At 65.0% G+C, this 14,227-nt stretch carries 15 protein-coding genes, 1 tRNA gene and 2 pseudogenes; 5 read left to right on the top strand and 13 right to left on the bottom strand.

The annotated features are described in order from the left end of the window. Positions 1-247: 247 nt before the first annotated feature. The 3 genes from AB3L03_RS20630 (at position 248) to AB3L03_RS20620 (ending at position 3,373) form a co-directional block, all read left to right on the top strand. A complete protein-coding gene (locus tag AB3L03_RS20630) occupies positions 248-1,258 on the top strand; it encodes an aldo/keto reductase (RefSeq protein ID WP_085350814.1) in 1,011 nt (336 codons plus the stop codon). 13 nt (positions 1,259-1,271) lie between these two features. Further along, a complete protein-coding gene (locus AB3L03_RS20625; RefSeq protein WP_368506966.1) occupies positions 1,272-2,585 on the top strand; it encodes a tetratricopeptide repeat protein in 1,314 nt (437 codons plus the stop codon). Positions 2,586-2,782: 197 nt separating this feature from the next. Continuing rightward, positions 2,783-3,373, top strand: coding sequence for a hypothetical protein (locus AB3L03_RS20620; protein WP_204512526.1), 591 nt, complete (start codon positions 2,783-2,785; stop codon positions 3,371-3,373). A gap of 32 nt (positions 3,374-3,405) precedes the next feature. Here AB3L03_RS20620 and AB3L03_RS20615 read toward each other — a convergent pair. Continuing rightward, positions 3,406-3,539 (bottom strand): annotated as a pseudogene (locus AB3L03_RS20615) (oleate hydratase); the annotation flags it as partial. A gap of 270 nt (positions 3,540-3,809) precedes the next feature. On the opposite strand from AB3L03_RS20615, the gene AB3L03_RS20610 reads away from it, so the two are divergent. After that, positions 3,810-4,130: a hypothetical protein gene (locus tag AB3L03_RS20610; protein ID WP_018453118.1), complete on the top strand. Its 321-nt coding sequence runs from the start codon at positions 3,810-3,812 to the stop codon at positions 4,128-4,130. A gap of 58 nt (positions 4,131-4,188) precedes the next feature. Here AB3L03_RS20610 and AB3L03_RS20605 read toward each other — a convergent pair. From AB3L03_RS20605 to AB3L03_RS20595, 3 genes and pseudogenes are all read right to left on the bottom strand, one after another. Next, positions 4,189-5,459 (bottom strand): annotated as a pseudogene (locus AB3L03_RS20605) (flavin monoamine oxidase family protein). Between the two features lie 10 nt (positions 5,460-5,469). Next, the gene (locus AB3L03_RS20600) at positions 5,470-6,180 is read right to left on the bottom strand and encodes a RibD family protein (RefSeq protein WP_368506965.1); all 711 of its coding nucleotides are present in this window, start codon (positions 6,178-6,180) and stop codon (positions 5,470-5,472) included. A gap of 19 nt (positions 6,181-6,199) precedes the next feature. Next, entirely contained in the window at positions 6,200-6,874 is a 675-nt protein-coding gene (locus AB3L03_RS20595) for an FABP family protein (RefSeq protein WP_368506964.1), read from the bottom strand. A gap of 651 nt (positions 6,875-7,525) precedes the next feature. Here AB3L03_RS20595 and AB3L03_RS20590 point away from each other — a divergent pair. Next, positions 7,526-8,668, top strand: coding sequence for a helix-turn-helix transcriptional regulator (locus AB3L03_RS20590; protein ID WP_368506963.1), 1,143 nt, complete (start codon positions 7,526-7,528; stop codon positions 8,666-8,668). Between the two features lie 13 nt (positions 8,669-8,681). Here the strand turns inward: AB3L03_RS20590 and AB3L03_RS20585 are convergent, their stop codons facing one another. The 9 genes from AB3L03_RS20585 to AB3L03_RS20545 form a co-directional block, all read right to left on the bottom strand. Further along, positions 8,682-8,930 carry a hypothetical protein gene (locus AB3L03_RS20585; protein WP_007615460.1) on the bottom strand — a complete coding sequence of 83 codons (249 nt, stop codon included), beginning with the start codon at positions 8,928-8,930 and terminating at the stop codon, positions 8,682-8,684. A 185-nt stretch (positions 8,931-9,115) separates the two neighbouring features. Further along, a tRNA-Phe gene (locus AB3L03_RS20580) sits at positions 9,116-9,191 on the bottom strand. A gap of 185 nt (positions 9,192-9,376) precedes the next feature. Next, entirely contained in the window at positions 9,377-9,559 is a 183-nt protein-coding gene (yacG, locus tag AB3L03_RS20575) for a DNA gyrase inhibitor YacG (RefSeq protein WP_007597555.1), read from the bottom strand. A gap of 155 nt (positions 9,560-9,714) precedes the next feature. Continuing rightward, positions 9,715-10,344, bottom strand: a complete 630-nt coding sequence (locus tag AB3L03_RS20570) for a Maf-like protein (RefSeq protein WP_007597557.1) — start codon at positions 10,342-10,344, stop codon at positions 9,715-9,717. Positions 10,345-10,500: 156 nt separating this feature from the next. After that, on the bottom strand, positions 10,501-10,968 hold the full coding sequence (locus tag AB3L03_RS20565; protein ID WP_368506962.1) for a low molecular weight phosphatase family protein: 468 nt from the start codon (positions 10,966-10,968) through the stop codon (positions 10,501-10,503). Between the two features lie 5 nt (positions 10,969-10,973). Next, positions 10,974-11,471 (bottom strand): UPF0262 family protein, encoded by a 498-nt coding sequence (locus AB3L03_RS20560; RefSeq protein WP_368506961.1) that lies wholly within the window; start codon positions 11,469-11,471, stop codon positions 10,974-10,976. Next, positions 11,468-12,763, bottom strand: coding sequence for a histidinol dehydrogenase (hisD, locus tag AB3L03_RS20555; protein ID WP_368506960.1), 1,296 nt, complete (start codon positions 12,761-12,763; stop codon positions 11,468-11,470). Before hisD ends, AB3L03_RS20560 begins: the two co-directional genes overlap by 4 nt. Before the next feature lie 152 nt (positions 12,764-12,915). Further along, positions 12,916-13,353: a DUF2948 family protein gene (locus tag AB3L03_RS20550; RefSeq protein ID WP_026232464.1), complete on the bottom strand. Its 438-nt coding sequence runs from the start codon at positions 13,351-13,353 to the stop codon at positions 12,916-12,918. Between the two features lie 81 nt (positions 13,354-13,434). Continuing rightward, positions 13,435-14,094, bottom strand: a complete 660-nt coding sequence (locus AB3L03_RS20545; RefSeq protein ID WP_368506959.1) for an NAD(P)H-binding protein — start codon at positions 14,092-14,094, stop codon at positions 13,435-13,437. Positions 14,095-14,227 lie beyond the last annotated feature (133 nt).

Below are 14,227 nucleotides of genomic sequence, written 5' to 3'. Positions count from 1 at the left end.
CGCGAAGGCGGGGAATCCAGTACGCCGCGGCTTCTCGATTGAACTACAGCCCTCTCGGAATACTGGATCGCCCGGTCAAGCCGGGCGATGGGAGCGTAGCAAGCATCTCCGCCAACCGCGTCATTGCGAGCGCAGCGAAGCAATCCAGACTGCCGCCGCAGACGCATCTCTGGATTGCTTCGCTGCGCTCGCAATGACGGAGTGAGACGGATATGCTGTCGCCCGAAGAAGCAGCAAGGACGCGCCCATGCAATACCGCCAACTCGGCCGCAGCGGCCTGAAAGTGTCGCCGATCTGCTTGGGCACCATGATGTTCGGCGGGCCGACCGATGAAGCCACCTCAAAGCGGATCATCGCGAAGGCGCACGAGGCCGGGATCAATTTCATCGACACCGCCGACGCCTATTCGAAGGGCGCATCCGAAGAGGTCGTGGGACGCGCCATCGGCAACAACCGTCACGCCTGGGTGCTCGCGACGAAACTTGCAAACCCCATGGGGGGCGACCCTAACCGTGTCGGCCTGTCGCGACGCTGGGTATTGCAAGCGGCGGATGAGAGCCTGAAGCGGCTCGGCACCGACCACATCGACATCTATTATCTGCACAAGGAAGACCATTCGACGCCGCTGGAGGAGACGGTGCGCGCGATGGGCGATTTGATCCGCGCCGGCAAGGTGCGCTATTTCGGCGTCTCGAACTACCGCGCCTGGCGCGTCGCCGAAATCTGCAACATCTGCGACCGGCTCGGCATCGACCGGCCCGCGGTGAGCCAACCCTATTACAACGCCATGAATCGCATGCCCGAAGTCGAGCACTTCCCGGCCTGCTCCTATTACGGCCTCGGCATCGTGCCCTATAGCCCCCTGGCGCGCGGCGTGCTGACCGGCAAATACACGCCCGACGCGGCTCCCGACAAGGAGACGCGCGCGGGCCGCAATGACACCCGCATGATGCAGACCGAATGGCGGCCGGAATCGCTCCAGCTGGCGCAAGAGATCAAGGTTCACGCCGAAAAGAAGGGCATCACCGGCGGCCAGTTCGCGGTCGCCTGGGTGCTGAACTCCGCCTTTGTCTCCTCGACCGTTGCCGGCCCGCGCACCGAGGAGCAATGGGACGGCTACATCGGCGCGCTCGACTATCGGTTCACCGCCGAGGACGAGGCGCTGATCGACAGACTGGTCGTGCCGGGTCATCCTTCGACGCCAGGCTACAACGACCCGGCCTATCCGATCGAAGGACGTCGCGCGCGGACGGCCTGAGCCGGAGACAAGGATGGCCCTCGAAGATCGCTATGGCCTGCCGATCTCCACCTCTTCGCCCGAGGCGGCATCCGCTTATCGTGAGGGCGTCGACCTCATGCTCGCGGGCTGGACCGGCACGGCGGAAACGCTGGAGCGCGCGACTGCGGCCGATCCGGATTTTGCGCTGGCCCATATCGCCCGCGCCCGCCTGCATGGCTTCTATCAGCAAGGCGACCTGGCACGTCAGAAGGCGGCCCTCGCGCGTGAGCTCGTGGCGACACGCGGCACGGAACGCGAGCATTCGCATGTCGAGACGCTGGCGCTCGCAATCGAGGGCCGGCTGCCGGAGGCGATCGCGGCAACGATGAAGCACGTCGAGGCGTGGCCGCGCGATGCATTGGTGCTGTCGCTGCCGCTCGGCGCCTTCGGCCTGTTCGCGTTCTCCGGCATGGCCGATCACGACCGCGCGCGGCAGGAGCTGTGCGAGCGCGTCGCGCATGACTATGGCGAGGATTGGTGGTTCCTCACCATGTACGGCTGGGCGATGACCGAGAACGGCAATGTCGGTCGCGGCCGCGGTGTCACCGAGCGCGGCTTCGAGCTGCGCCGGCAGAATGCCCATGCTGTGCACGCCGTGCTGCATGCGATGTTCGAGGACGGTTCGATCGAAGCGGCCGACCGGCTCGTCGACGACTGGATCCCCTGTTACGACCGCGCCGGGATCTTGCACGGCCACATCCGCTGGCATCAGGCGCTCGGCGCGCTGGAGCATGGCGATGCCACGCGGGCGCTCGCGATCTATGCCGATGTGCTGCAGCCAGAGGCCACACAGGCGCCGCCGCTCAATCTCGTCACCGACGGTGCGTCACTGCTCTGGCGCCTGTCGGCTTACGGCCACGCCGTGCCGAGAGCGCTCTGGGTCGAAGCCGATGCCACCGCGCAAAGACTGTTTCCGAAATCGAGCCTGCCCTTCGCCGATATCCACATGGCACTGTTCGCAGCCGCAACGCAAAATCGCGAGGCGCTTGTCGCGCGGTTGACCGCGATCGAGCAGCGGCTCGCCGATGGCAAGCTGCCGGCCGGCCCCGTCGTGCCGGCGGTCTGCCGCGCGCTGGCAGCCTTTGCGGACGAGGATTACGCGGCATGCGTGCAAATGCTCGCGCCGGTCCTCGACGAGGTCGTGCGTCTCGGCGGCAGCCACGCCCAGCGCGAGTTGATCGAGGACACTTTTGTCGTTGCCCTCATGCGCAGCGGCGACCTGCCGCGCGCCCGCGCCCTGCTCGACGCCCGCCTGCACCGCCGCCCATCCTTGCGCGATACGCGCTGGCGGGCGGCTATGGGATAGCCCCGCCACGAAAAAAACACTGGCCTGACGGCAAGTGCTGGCCGGGAATGGGTTGGGCGATATGGGCGAATTGCCGTTGGGGTGGCGCGGTGGTATTTCAGACGAGTCCGGCAGAACAAACGGGATCGCAACCAATTTACGGTTCGCTGGTTATCCGACGGGACTTTTCGGTCGTTCCCTGGCATGTGAGCCTTCCGATGCGCCTCTGCCGCCCCATCCTCGCTGCTGCCCTCGTCCCCACCTTGGTCCTCTTGGCAAGCCCTTGTTTTGCCGAGTCTTCCGCGCCGATTCCCGTCAACAATCCGCCCGGGCAACAGACCGCCTTTATCGACTTGCTGGCGCTGATGTCCGGCCACTGCAAGACGTTGAAGGTTGCCGGCCGCACCTTCCCCTGCAAGACGGTCGCCTACGCTCATGGTGACAAGGGCCGGGTCAATTTCACGGTCGCGGTCGACGATCCCGCTGATGACAATCACGTCGTGTCGTTCTCCGGCGAGAACGGCAAGCGCGCCGACGACAATTCCTACGAGCTGCCGATCGACCGCATGCTGCTCAACTCCAAGGACCGCCCCAAGGTCGACGGGCTGCCGGTGCCGGCCGAGCAGACCTCCACCGGCCTCTGCCGCCAGACCGGCAATTTCGCCGCCAAGAAGGTGAACGACGTCACCTGCTCCGCGACCGACAGCGAGGGCCGGAAGTACGAACTCCTGTTCGTCTCCGACGGCACGCCGGTGAGCGTGCGCCGCATCAGGCAGTCGGCGCCGTCGATCCAGGATCCGTTCAAATAGCTCCATCCGTTACGTGAACGCCTTTCCAGCGTCGCGAAGAAGGCGAGATTGACGGAATTCCTGGGCACCGGCAGCGGTCGGCCGCGCTGCGCGGCATGAACATGCTGGTGATGTAGGGCATGCGGCAGGGAATGCAGATCGCATCCTCGAAGACGCCAGGGTCGAATTCAGATGGCCGCGCACCAGCTGTGTGTCGAAGCCGAGATTGCTCACCGACGAATTCGCGCGCATCGTCACCACCGATGACGTGATTGCGTCATTCGCGGCAGAGTGATGGCAGAGTTGCGATCACGCCGGTGATGCGACAATAGATCTCACGAGACGCACGCAGCCGCGCGAACCGGACCAATGTAACTGCGTCGTTTCGACGCCCGCACTGGCCGGAACGTGCCGGATGACCATGTGTTGTCACACGACATTCAACCGGAGTGATGACATGAAGTATCTCTTTGTCGCGATGGCCGTCGGTGCTGCGGCGCTTGTCGGCGGATCCGCGGCGAACGCGGCCAATCATTCAAGTGCGAAACAGAACGCGCCAGCCGCCCAGTCAACCGATATCAGCGCGCAGCACAGGCACCACCATCACGGCTATCGCCATCACTGGCGTCCTCACCACCATCATGGATTTCATCGTCCGCACTACCGGAGCTACGGCTATTATCCGCGGCACCACGGCTATTACGGCGGTGGGCCGTACGGGTATTACGGCGGCGGCGGTCCCAGCGTGACGTTCGGCTTCGGCGGTAGCCGCTGGTAAGACGAAAGGCAGCAAGACGAAAGGCTCGCGAAACGCGGGCCTTTCTTTGCTCGTCAGCCTATTCCCGCAAGATTATGCCCGCCGTCTGTTGACCGCTCGCCAGCGCCGCTTCGACTGTACCCATGTCGGCTCCGCGATAGAGCGCCTCGCCGGAGAACAGCACCGGACCGTCGGCGCGCGCAAGGATCGTTTGCGCCTCGCGCGTTCGCGGCGTCGCCCAGGAATAAGCGCCGCGGGCGTAGGGATCGTGCGCCCAGTTTGTCGCGACCGCGATGACGAGTTCGCGTGCGAGGTCCTCGCGCGACAGGCCAAAGACGATCGCAAGCGAATCGAGCCCGGTATCGATCAGCGCTTGCGGGTCGAGACGCGACAGCGCTGCCGTGCGCGGGCCGCCGAACCATCCGGTCAGCACGGGATGCCGGTTCGGATATTGCGTCCACCACACCGGGATGGCCTGGTCGGACAAAAGGAAGGCCATGTCCGCGAGCTCTTCCTTGCGCTCACGCCACCATGGCCGCCTGAAGCGCAGCAGGATTTTTATCACGTTACCGAAGCCGATATCGTCGGCCGCCGCCGCCTTCGCGCGCGCGCGGCTCGGCAGCCCGATCTCGCGCAACAACGGCAACGGAACGGTGATGATCACGCGATCGCAGCCCTGCACGTCGCCGCCGACACAGCGAACGGCGATCGCGCCGCCCTCCTCCTCGATCGCCGACACCACGCAGCCGAAGCGAAACGTCACGCCAAGCTTGCGGCACTCGGCTGCCAGGAAGTCGATCATCCCACCATAGCCGCCCTTGATGCGCGCCTGCGGAGAGTGCCCGCCAGCCATCCATTCCTCGCGCAGCGCCAGCGTGGAGGCGGACTCGGGATCGGCCGCATCATAGCCCTCAACCATTCGCTCGATCGAATGGCGCAGCCGCGCATGCTCATCCCCGGCAAAATGCCGGCGCAGGAAATCGGCGACGGTGAGGTCGTCGTTCAATTCCCGAACCACGGCGTGCAGCTCAGCCTGATGCGGATCGTGGCGATCCTCGCGCACGATGTCAGCGCCGTCAAAGCCCCATCGCTCGCCCTCGATCTCCTGAAGGGACAGCCCGGCTTCACGCAGCAACGCGCGCGTGACCGGCGCCTCGCCGTGGACGAATTCGGCGCCGCCGTCGGCGGGGTAGCCGAACTCGAAGCAGGCAGCGGATGGATGCGGCCGCCGCAGCGCTCGCGCGCCTCCAGGATTGTCACGGTCCTGCCCGCGCGCGCCAGCTCGCGCGCCGCCATCAGACCGGCCGCGCCGGCACCGACAATGACGATATGCTCGGATGTTGCCGACATCTCGGTGCTGTTACTTGCCCACGGCCTGCGGATCGTTCTGGATCAGATAGCGCAGCAGCAGGACGCCGCCACCGACATCCCGCGTGCTCTCCAGCGTCATCGCGCTCAGTGGTGCGCGCCGGTCGCCGTCGGAGTCCGTGGAATCGAACACGAATGGCGCGCCCTTGGCGCCGTCGATCGCGGGACTGAGGATCAGGTTGAACTCGTCGATCAGGCCGGCACGCAGGAACGCGCCGTTGGCGACGCCGCCGCCCTCCACCAGCAGGCGCTTCACGCCGAGCTCGCGGTTGAGGATGTCCAGCGTCAGCGCGAGGTCGATCTCGGACTTGCCGGCAAAGATATAGGACACGCCCTCGCCGCGGAGCCCCGCGAGATGCGAATCTGCGACGCTCTCGGTCAACACGACGACGATCGGATCGCCGCCGATATCGGAGCGGCCCCAGCCGATCTTGCCCTGCGCATCGAGCACGACGCCATAGGTTTTCGCGTCGCGTCGCGCGAACCAGTTTTCGCGCGGAAATTTCGCGTCCGCCGTCGTGGGATAGGGCTCGCCCTTGGCGAACTCCGAGCCGGTGATGCGGCCGATCACCCAGGCGTCGCCGCCGAGCTCGTCGTGGATCTTCTCGAACCAGTCCGTTCTTGCCCCCTTCGGGCGCCAGCGGCTCGGATGGGTGCGGCCGTCCAGACTCGAATGCATCAGGCAGATGACGTAAGGCTTCATGCGTATCTCCGGGCCGCGCTCAGGCAGCCGGCTCATTGCCCTTCTCATTCCCAGTGGCGCGATCGTTCACGATCAAAGCGAGGGGATTGAGCTTTGGCGGCGCGATGAGTTTCAGCGTGTTGGTGTCGCGATGGTTGAACGGCGCGCCGCGCACGAACAACTCGGTCTGGATCAGATAGGTCCAACTGCCGTCGTCGTTGAAGGTGATGTCGCAGCGGTAAGCATCGGTGCGGAACGCTTGTTCCAGAAAATCAGTCGAGCAGATCCCGTAAGCGGTGTCGCCGCGCTTGGCGGTCACGGAGATCTCCTTGTCGCCCGGCCCGGCCTTGCCCGACGCCAGCAGCACCTGCCCGCGCGGGATCGCCAGCGTCTGCATGATCAACCCGGTCGCGGGCTCCCACAACCAGTAGCCGACCTGGTCGTGGAAGGTGATGTCTTCCTCGGGCGTGTTGATGTGGATGTGATAGCGCAGCCCATAGAGCAGCTGCGGCCCGTTGGCCTGCGGATCGATCGGGTCCATCCGGATGCGCTCGATGAAGGTCCGCCGCTCCGGCCCCTGGGCCTTCGGATTGATGTCGATACCCTTGTCGGCCTGCCAGACACCGGCGAGACGGCGGAGCGGGCCGAGATTGGCAAGCCCGTCGGGCGAGACGTCCTCGGGCTCGGTGAAGATATCGGCGGGAAGGGGGAGCATGGGTGTCCTCGTGTCGTTGCGAGGCAGCAATAGCATGAGAGCGCGGGCGTGGCTCGTTCTCCAGCCTCACAATCGCGAATGGACATAGGCGTCACGCGCAGACGATCCATCACGCGAAGCGGAGCCGAACCTCCTCAGTTCGGCTCCGTCGCCAGTGCGCTTAGTGGCGGTGGTCGCGGACCTTAGGTTGATTGCGGTGGTCCCGGACGATGGGTTGATTGCGATGGTCGCGCACGATGGGCTGGTCGCGATGGTCGCAGACGATGCGTCGTCGCGCTCGAGGGTGTCACCACGTCGCCAATGCGATCGCTGGATGGAGTTGTGCATGGAGTTCTGCCTTTCGCTTGGTGGATCACTGCGAGCTACCTGACAACAAGGTAGATTTTGCAATCGACGTCGAATCTGCCGCAGTTTTAATCAGGCACCCGAGCGTCGGGCTTATGCAGCCAAGGCGTTGACGTTCCGGAATTCGTGAAAATCATGGCAGCTGCCCAAGAGAGCGTCATAAGCATTTGTGTTCGGTGTTCCCGTTTGCGCCACGGAATCACGATGATAAGATCACCTCAGGATTGTGAAATACACCATAGGCGATGAAGCCACTCCTAAACTAGCGTTCACGTGACGTCCTTATTTTCAAGTGAGTGGTTTGGAATGCAGCAGGCTTGGGTCGAGAAGTTCTCGGACCTCATCGGCAGTGTCTATGATTGTGTGATCGCGCCGGAAGGCTGGACCGAAGTTCTGGATCAGATCTGCGCCGAGATCGGCTTTGCCACCGGCGCGCTCTCGGTCGCCAGCCTCACCAACATGAAGGCCGTCGTCAATGCGGTCTCCGGGTCCGACCTGGCCCAGATGGCCCAGAACGGGGTCGGCTACGGCCCCGACATCATCGAGCTCTGGGGCGGCGCCGAACGCATTCGGCAATACCCGCTCGGCGAGCCGATCGTTCAATCCCAAGCCGTCCGGCCGGACGTTATTTCCAGCAACCGCTACTATCGCGAATGGGCCATGCCCAGGGGCCTGTTCGACGCCGTTGCCGTCGGCCTCGTTCGCGACAGGACGATGGTTGGAAATGCGATATTCAGCCAGCATGAGTCGGCAGGCCGGATCGACGATGCGCAGGTCGACGGATTGCGCCTTCTGGCGCCTCACATCCGCCGCGCCGTGACGATCAGCAATCTGTTCGACATGAAGGCGGTGGAAGCCAACACATTCGCGGCGACGGTGGAGGCCCTGACGGTGGGCGTCGTCCTGGCCGACGAGGATTCGAAGATCGTTCACACCAACGCCGCAGCCGCGGCGATGCTCGCGGCCGGCGATCCGATCGTGGCAAGGCATGGCAGGATCGCGGTTCAAGCCGCGGCGAGCACGGCCACATTGCAATCAGCCGTCGCGCAGGCGGCAAAGGACGAGGCGACGCTCGGGCAAAAAGGCATCGGCATCCCGATCCCTCGCCAAAGCGGTGAGCCTCTCGTCGTCCACGTTCTGCCGCTGCGACGCAGCCACACACGATCCGGTCTGATCCAGAGCGCCGCTGCCGCCGTGTTCGTGACGTCAGCCTCCGGGCCGCCGCGATTGCCTCACGATGCGCTCAACCAGCTCTATGACCTGACGCCGGCCGAGATTCGCATCTTCGAGCTCATTTGCGAGGGACACACGCGAGACGCGATCTCGGCCTTGCTCGGCGTTTCCGTCAGCACCGTGAAGAGCCACCTCATTCACGTCTTCGAAAAGACGGGCTGCCGGCGCCAGGTCGATCTGGTCAGGCTCGCGAAATCGCTGACGTTCCCGGTGTAACAGAAGACCGCGCTCAAGCCGCTTCCGACGTTGATCGCGCACGCTGCTCGAGCACGCCGATCGTCGAGACCAAATTGTCGCGTCGCGCGCGAAGATTCAGCGCAAGAAGCGGATAGGTCGGCTGAAGCACGTCAAACACCCCTGCTCTCGCCTCTTCCTCGAGAATGTCGGTGTTGATGAGTCTAACGCGCCACCACAAATCGGCGACCAACGCATCGAGCCGGAGTTCGCCGGCAGCACCAGAACGGGACATTTCCTGCATCACTTGCCTCAACCTGAAACGACCTCTCTTCCAAGGCCAGACTTTGGTCCTGGCTGAGCAAGCAGAGTGCCAGCAACGGGCGGGCGCGATCTGGTTCCGGAACGGATTGCTGCGCGAGCCGGCTGGTCAAGGCTTGGCGCTCAAGGCTTGGCGCTGGGCAAGATGTTGCCCGTGGAGAGCGAAAATGGTGCCCAGGGGCGGAATCGAACCACCGACACTGCGATTTTCAGTCGCATGCTCTACCAACTGAGCTACCTGGGCGTGCTCCAAAGAGGGGCCAAAGCCCATCGAGCGGGCGGTTTATAGTGGGCTGAAGGCTGCCTGTCCACCCACGCTTCGCCGATGGCTTCGCGGGGCGTGGCCCGGCTGTGCACAAGGCAGGACGTGGCTCGGAGGCAACGCCGCGTAGCGGTGCATCGACAATTTAAATACTTGATAGAACAGGGTTATTCCTCTCCGTCTGCCTCGTCATCGCGGCCGGGAATGACATAGGAGCCTTTCAGCCAGCGGTTCAGATCGACGTCGCGGCAGCGCGAGGAGCAGAACGGGCGGGTGGCCTCGGACTGCGGCTTGCCGCAGATCGGACAGGTTTTGAGGGGGCTTGCGGGCTTTTTCACCTGGTCGTCCATAGGGTGCTCAGCTTACACGAGGTGAGAGAGTTCAAGAGCCCGTCGCCAAAGGGGTTCCTCCGGCGGAAGCGCAGGCGTCCCGGCCAGATTTCCGCGGGGCAATTCTACTGTGCATGGGGTTGTTTTCGCGATTTTTGCAGGAGCGGCTTTTCGGCTCAGACGGCGGTGGCGTTGAGCCAGCCGAAGCGGATCGGGAAACCTTCGCCGCCGAGCAGCGTGGTGGTCTCGTAGAGCGGCAGGCCGACCACGTTGGTGTAGGACCCCACCATCTTGACCACGAAGGAGCCGGCGATGCCCTGCACCGCGTAGCCGCCGGCTTTGCCGCGCCATTCGCCGGAGCCGATATAGGCCTGGATATCGTCCTCCGAGAGGCGCTTGAAGCGGACGCGGGTCTCGACCAGGCGCTGGCGGAAGGCCTCGCGCGGCGTCACCAGGGTGATCGCGGTGTAGACGCGGTGGTTGCGACCCGACAGCAGCCGCAGGCACTGCGCGGCCTCGTCGACGAGGTTGGCTTTGGGCAAGATGCGGCGGCCGACCGCCACCACCGTGTCGGCGGAGAGGATGAAGGCGCCGCGCAGCTCGTCGTCAAGCTGCACCGATTTGAGCGCCGCATCCGCCTTGGCCCGCGCGAGCCGGTTGGCGCAGGCGCGCGGCAGCTCGCCCCGCTTCGGCGTCTCGTCGACGTCGGCGGGCCGGAGCGCGTCCGGCTCGATGCCGGCCTGGTTGAGCAGCGACAGGCGCCGCGGCGAACCGGAGGCGAGAACGAATTTGGGGCGGCCGAGCATCAGGTGATTTGGGGAATGAAGCAGGGGGTGAATTGCGCGCGGAACCTATCGGACGGGGGCTGATTTCACAACCCGGGAACCCGGACTTTACTGATTCGACGGGTACAGGATGCGTGTGCCTGCAGTCTGTGACGCGGGTGTTACGGGCGCCGAATGCTACCCGTTCGCCGCGCCCACCTTCGAAAACCGCCGGCGGATGCGCAGCAGGAGCTGGTCGCAGACGTCGCGATAGGCAGCCAACTTCTGGTCGCGGCTGCCTTCCATGGTGGTGGGATCATGCGTCGGCCAATACTCGACGTCGGCGGCAAGCGTGCGGGTCAGCTCCAGCGCCCTGTGATGCGCCTCCGGCGACAGCGTGATGATCAGGTCGAAATTCAACCCCTCCCAATCCTCCAGTTCCTCGAAGGTCTGAGGCTTGTGGGCGGAGATGTCCTGGCCGAGCTCGGCCATCACGGACACCGCGAACGGATCGAGTTCGCCGCGCCTGGCGCCGGCCGATTTCACGTAGAGCCCTTGCGGAAACATGTGCCGCAGCAGGCTCTCGGCCATCGGCGAGCGCACGCTGTTCATGGCGCAAGCGAACAGCACCGATTGCGGATCGCGTGCGCGTGGCGGACCCGCCATCGCGCTTAACCCTTCCAGTGCAGAACGGTAATGAGCGTGAACAGCCGGCGCGAGGTCTCGAAATCGACCCGCACCTTGCCCTTCAGCCGCTCCTGCAGCGTGCGCGAGCCCTCGTCATGGATGCCGCGGCGGCCCATGTCGATGGCCTCGATCTTGTCCGGCGTCGCTGTGCGGATCGCCTGATAGTAGCTGTCGCAGATCATGAAATAGTCCTTCACGATCCGCCGGAACGGCGTCAGCGACAACAGATGCGCGACCACGGGCGTGCCGTCCTCGCGACGGATGTCGAACATCAGCCGGCTGCCGGTGATCCCGATATGCAGCGTGAACGGCCCCTTCCCCTCGGCGCCCTCCGGCGCGAACAGGTTCTGCTCGATCAAATCGTAGATCGCGATCGCGCGCTCATGCTCGATGTCAGGCCCGGAACGGCCGATCGAGTCCTCGTCGAGCGTGACGCCGACGATGCGATTGGTCGAGTCGTCCTGTTCGGGCGGCTGGGTCATGACAAATTGAGGCGCAATCCAATCGAGCGCGAATGGGCATCTAGCCCCTCCGCCTTGCCGAGAATCATCGCGGCTGGTCCCAGCGCACGCAGCTGATCCGGGCCGCATTTCAGGATCGAGGTGCGCTTGAGGAAATCGTGCACCGAGAGCCCCGACGAGAATCGTGCCGAGCGCGCCGTCGGCAGCACATGGTTGGAGCCGCCGACATAGTCCCCGATCGCCTCCGGCGTATGCGGCCCGAGGAACACGGCGCCGGCGTTGCGGATTTTTGCGGCGAGCGCGTCGGGATCTTGCGTCATGATCTCGAGATGTTCGGCGGCAATCGCATCCGCGAGCGGAATGGCGTCGTTGAGGTTCTTCACCATGATGATGGCGCCGAAATCGGCCCACGAGGCGCTGGCGATCACGGCGCGCGGCAGCGTCTTCAACTGCGCCTCGACGGCTTTTTCGACATCGGCGGCAAGGCGCGCGGAATCGGTAATCAGGATCGACTGCGCGCTGGCATCGTGCTCAGCCTGGGCCAGCAGGTCGGCGGCAATCCAGTCGGCATTGCCGGTGTCATCGGCGATGACGAGCACCTCGGAGGGACCGGCGATCATGTCGATGCCGACCTTGCCGAAGACCAGCCGCTTTGCCGCGGCGACATATGCATTGCCGGGGCCGATGATCTTGGCGACGGGCGCGATCGTCGCGGTGCCATGGGCGAGCGCGGCCACCGCCTGCGCACCGCCGACGCGATAGATCTCGGTGACGCCGCCAAGCTTTGCCGCCGCCAGCACCAGCGGATTGAGCTTGCCGTCGGGCGAGGGCACCACCATGACGAGACGCGTCACGCCGGCGACCTTTGCCGGCACCGCATTCATCAGCACCGAGGACGGATAGGCCGCGGTGCCGCCGGGCACGTAGAGGCCGGCGGATTCGATCGCGGTGTAGCGCCAGCCGAGCTCGACGCCGAGCTGATCGGTGAAGCGCTCGTCCTTCGGCAGTTGGCGGCGGTGATAGGTCTCGATGCGATCGCGCGCGAGCTTGAGCGCATCCAGCGTCGCTGCATCACAGGCTTTCACCGCGGCCTCGATCTCGGCGGCGGTGACGCGCAGGTCGGATGCATCGAGCGTCAACCGGTCGAACTTTGCCGTGGCCTCGAGCAAGGCGGCATCGCCCCGCTTCGCCACGTCGTCGACGATGGCACGCGCGGCCGCCTCGACATCGGCCGAGGCCTCGCGCTTGGCGGCGAGGAAGGCCCCGAATCGCTGGTCAAAATCGGCGCTGCTGCGGTCGAGACGAACGGGCATCTTGGCTTCTAACTGGTTTTTGGGGGCGCGGTTTGGCTCACCAGGCCCCTGCTCAATGGCGCGGCGGGGAAGCTGCGTCAACCCTTGAGCCGGGCCGCTCCCCTCCGGCGTCGTCCTGGCGAAACCGGAAGGCGTGGCGTTGGCATGCCACCTCACCCCTCGCCTTCAGCCTCCAACCCCGTCCCCAGCTGATCCGCCCCCAGATCAGTCAGCTCGCATTCCAGGCATTCGACGTCGAGGCGGATGGCGCCGCCTTGGGCAAACAGCAGCAGCGCGCTCCCGCCGGGGGCGTCCTGGCCGTGGAATTCGATGCCGACAAGGTCCAGGACAGTGTCCGGCGCGTCGAGGTCGATGTCGCGCGACTTACAGGCGAGCACGCGGTCGAACCGGAGAGCCGCCACCAGCCTGCGCGGCTCGGCTTCGCCGTCCAGCGTCTGCTCCCAGTCCAACCGGCTCATGCCGACGACCAGCCGCTTTTCACTTTGCCGCCAGATGATGTCCGAGGGCTGCACGCGGGCGTCCTGGACGTGGGCCGAGATTACGGAGAGGTCGTCGGCGTCAAGTGCGATCAGTTTGAGCTGGGGAGACATCGACGGCGCTTTCTCCTTCGGGCGGATAGGGCTCAACGCGCGCGGGCGGCGAAATTTCCCTAGAACTAATGCCCTACGGGACTAGAGGCTATTGATATCCTCCATCTCCAGCACCTTTCGCGGATACCCCTCCCGCGCAACCCGGATCATGGCGCGGCCGATCTGCTCGGTCGAGGTAACGAGCCGCGGCGAGAGCCGGCGCAGCACCGACCACAGCGGCCAACTTGCTGCATACACGGCCTGCACCCACGCAGTCTTGGAGCGGGCACCGTGGAGCGGTTGGATCGCACCGGGCCGGAACATGTAGGCCGCCTTGAATGGCAGCTTGAGCAGGTCGTTCTCGGTCTTGCCCTTGATCCGCGCCCACATCCGCGAACCCTGCTCGGTGGAATCAGTGCCGGCGCCCGTGACATAGACGAATGTCATCTGCGGATTGAGCCGTGCCAGCGCGGTCGCCGCTGCGAGCGTGATGTCATAGGTCAGATGGCGGTAGCGCTCCCCGCTCATGCCGATCGAGGAGACGCCGAGGCAGAAGAAGCAGGCATCGAAGCCGGTGAGCTGCGCTTCGATCGCCGAGTAGTCCGTGAACTCGCCGTGTGTGATCTCGGTGAGCTTGGCGTGGCGCACGCCGGTCGGGCTGCGGCCGACCACGAGCACGCGATCGATGCGGGCATCGATCAGGCATTCGCGCAGAACGCCCTGCCCGACCATGCCGGTCGCGCCGAAGATGATGATCTGCATCGGGACCTCCCCGCAGCGCGCCTTCCGCGGCAGACTGGCTAATGAAACGCTGCAACCACCGGCTCACACGCGACTGGAACGTGTTCGCACCCGGCCCGTCCGAAATCAGATCGGTCCGCGCGTGGACTGAGGC

Origin of the sequence: Bradyrhizobium lupini (assembly GCF_040939785.1) — a bacterium.
GTDB lineage: Bacteria > Pseudomonadota > Alphaproteobacteria > Rhizobiales > Xanthobacteraceae > Bradyrhizobium > Bradyrhizobium canariense_D.
This window is presented reverse-complemented; position numbering and strand designations above follow the sequence as displayed.

Coding starts and splice junctions, on each gene's coding strand:
- AB3L03_RS20630 (WP_085350814.1), top strand. CDS start 248: ATGCAATACCGCCAACTCGGCCGCAGCGGCCTGAAAGTGTCGCCGATC.
- AB3L03_RS20625 (WP_368506966.1), top strand. CDS start 1,272: ATGGCCCTCGAAGATCGCTATGGCCTGCCGATCTCCACCTCTTCGCCC.
- AB3L03_RS20620 (WP_204512526.1), top strand. CDS start 2,783: ATGCGCCTCTGCCGCCCCATCCTCGCTGCTGCCCTCGTCCCCACCTTG.
- AB3L03_RS20610 (WP_018453118.1), top strand. CDS start 3,810: ATGAAGTATCTCTTTGTCGCGATGGCCGTCGGTGCTGCGGCGCTTGTC.
- AB3L03_RS20600 (WP_368506965.1), bottom strand. CDS start 6,180: ATGAAGCCTTACGTCATCTGCCTGATGCATTCGAGTCTGGACGGCCGC.
- AB3L03_RS20595 (WP_368506964.1), bottom strand. CDS start 6,874: ATGCTCCCCCTTCCCGCCGATATCTTCACCGAGCCCGAGGACGTCTCG.
- AB3L03_RS20590 (WP_368506963.1), top strand. CDS start 7,526: ATGCAGCAGGCTTGGGTCGAGAAGTTCTCGGACCTCATCGGCAGTGTC.
- AB3L03_RS20585 (WP_007615460.1), bottom strand. CDS start 8,930: ATGCAGGAAATGTCCCGTTCTGGTGCTGCCGGCGAACTCCGGCTCGAT.
- yacG (WP_007597555.1), bottom strand. CDS start 9,559: ATGGACGACCAGGTGAAAAAGCCCGCAAGCCCCCTCAAAACCTGTCCG.
- AB3L03_RS20570 (WP_007597557.1), bottom strand. CDS start 10,344: ATGCTCGGCCGCCCCAAATTCGTTCTCGCCTCCGGTTCGCCGCGGCGC.
- AB3L03_RS20565 (WP_368506962.1), bottom strand. CDS start 10,968: ATGGCGGGTCCGCCACGCGCACGCGATCCGCAATCGGTGCTGTTCGCT.
- AB3L03_RS20560 (WP_368506961.1), bottom strand. CDS start 11,471: ATGACCCAGCCGCCCGAACAGGACGACTCGACCAATCGCATCGTCGGC.
- hisD (WP_368506960.1), bottom strand. CDS start 12,763: ATGCCCGTTCGTCTCGACCGCAGCAGCGCCGATTTTGACCAGCGATTC.
- AB3L03_RS20550 (WP_026232464.1), bottom strand. CDS start 13,353: ATGTCTCCCCAGCTCAAACTGATCGCACTTGACGCCGACGACCTCTCC.
- AB3L03_RS20545 (WP_368506959.1), bottom strand. CDS start 14,094: ATGCAGATCATCATCTTCGGCGCGACCGGCATGGTCGGGCAGGGCGTT.